2 protein-coding genes are annotated in these 1,381 nt (G+C 58.7%); both read right to left on the bottom strand.

Annotated features, from left to right (window positions below):
- Nucleotides 1-856: reverse transcriptase domain-containing protein (locus BLV87_RS18915; protein ID WP_093071207.1), on the bottom strand; the 856-nt coding region annotated here is incomplete at its 3' end.
- 6 nt (nucleotides 857-862) lie between these two features.
- Nucleotides 863-1,129 carry a hypothetical protein gene (locus BLV87_RS19650; RefSeq protein ID WP_175518092.1) on the bottom strand — a complete coding sequence of 89 codons (267 nt, stop codon included), beginning with the start codon at nucleotides 1,127-1,129 and terminating at the stop codon, nucleotides 863-865.
- Between the last annotated feature and the right edge of the window lie 252 nt (nucleotides 1,130-1,381).

Below are 1,381 nucleotides of genomic sequence, written 5' to 3'. Positions count from 1 at the left end.
AGTCATCGGCATAACGGCAGTAGGCCAATGCCGGTTTCCATTCCCAGCCTTCCCGGATAGCCGTGCTGCGCCCTTTCTGGATACTGCTGTTCCAGTACCAGCGGTCTTTGCGTGCCTTCTTGCCGAGGTAGTGTTGCTCCAGATACTGGTCGAACTCATGCAGCATGATGTTCGCCAGCAGCGGGGAGATAACACCGCCTTGCGGCACGCCTTCGCTGGCAGCCCGGAACAGCCCGGCATCCACATGGCCTGCCTTGATGGTGCGCCATAGCAGGGACAGGAACCGTTGGTCACTGATCCGCTTGCGCACCGCTTTCATCAGCAAGCGGTGATGCACCGTATCGAAGTAACTGGACAAATCCCCTTCGATGACCCAACGTCCACGTGTTTCCGTATTGTCCATCAATTGCAGTTTCACGGTACGGATGGCGTGGTGTACGCTGCGTTCTGGCCGGAACCCGTAAGAGAGTGGATGAAAATCACTTTCCCAGATCGGCTCCATGACCATCAGCATCGCACGTTGCACGATGCGGTCACGCAAGGTGGGGATGCCCAGTGGGCGTAGCTTGCCGTTTGCCTTGGGGATGTAGACCCGGCGGGCAGGGCTTGGCTGGTATTCACCTGACAGCAGTTCCTGACGGAGTTGTTGCAGGTGTTGTGGCAACCGTTGCTGGAAGTGCGTTTTGTCCACCCCATCCACCCCCGGCGTGTGTGCGCCACGGGAAGACAGGGTAATACGCGCCGCTTCTTCCAGCCACACGGGATGCGCCATCAGGCGCAACAGCCTGTCCACCCGCCGGGCGGGGTCGGCTGTTGTCCATGTTGCCAGTTTGCGTTGCAGTTCACTGATTATCAAAGGTCTTCACCTCACTAAAGTCAGGTAGTTTGCGTGGCAAACCTGTTTGAACTGCCCCCCTTCGCCGTGTAATGGGCTTTCCCCATCGCGGACTACTACGGAGGCTCCGCCAGCCAACCCGGCATCGGGGTCATGCCCCCTTTTGGCATCCGGTATTGGCCTTCCCCGGTTCACCTGTCTGGACTCCAGCACACGGGTGAGGCTGCCCATCGCACACTTTGCCCTTGCTTGCTGCAAGTTGGCAGGAAGCCGCAAGCCGGTCTGTGATGGCATTTGCAGACCCGGAACAGTTGCGTACCTATCGCTGCCCCTTCGGGATACGGTACCAACTTGTCCCCGTATCCTCTTCCTGCACGGCTTGTCAGGTCATGTAAGCCGTGGTGACATTCCAACCCTCAGTGGCGGATGAATGGGTTCATGTTCTTCAGCCTCCCGTGCTTAGCCTTGAGGAGCATCTTGGCGTAATGACCTCGCCTCACTCCCCGTTGTCAGCGGGTTACATCACCCTGCGGGCATACCGCAGGT

The sequence above is a fragment of the Thiothrix caldifontis genome (genome assembly GCF_900107695.1).
GTDB lineage: Bacteria > Pseudomonadota > Gammaproteobacteria > Thiotrichales > Thiotrichaceae > Thiothrix > Thiothrix caldifontis.
The sequence above is the reverse complement of the archived record's forward strand: the minus strand, read 5'-3'. Positions and strand labels throughout refer to the sequence as shown.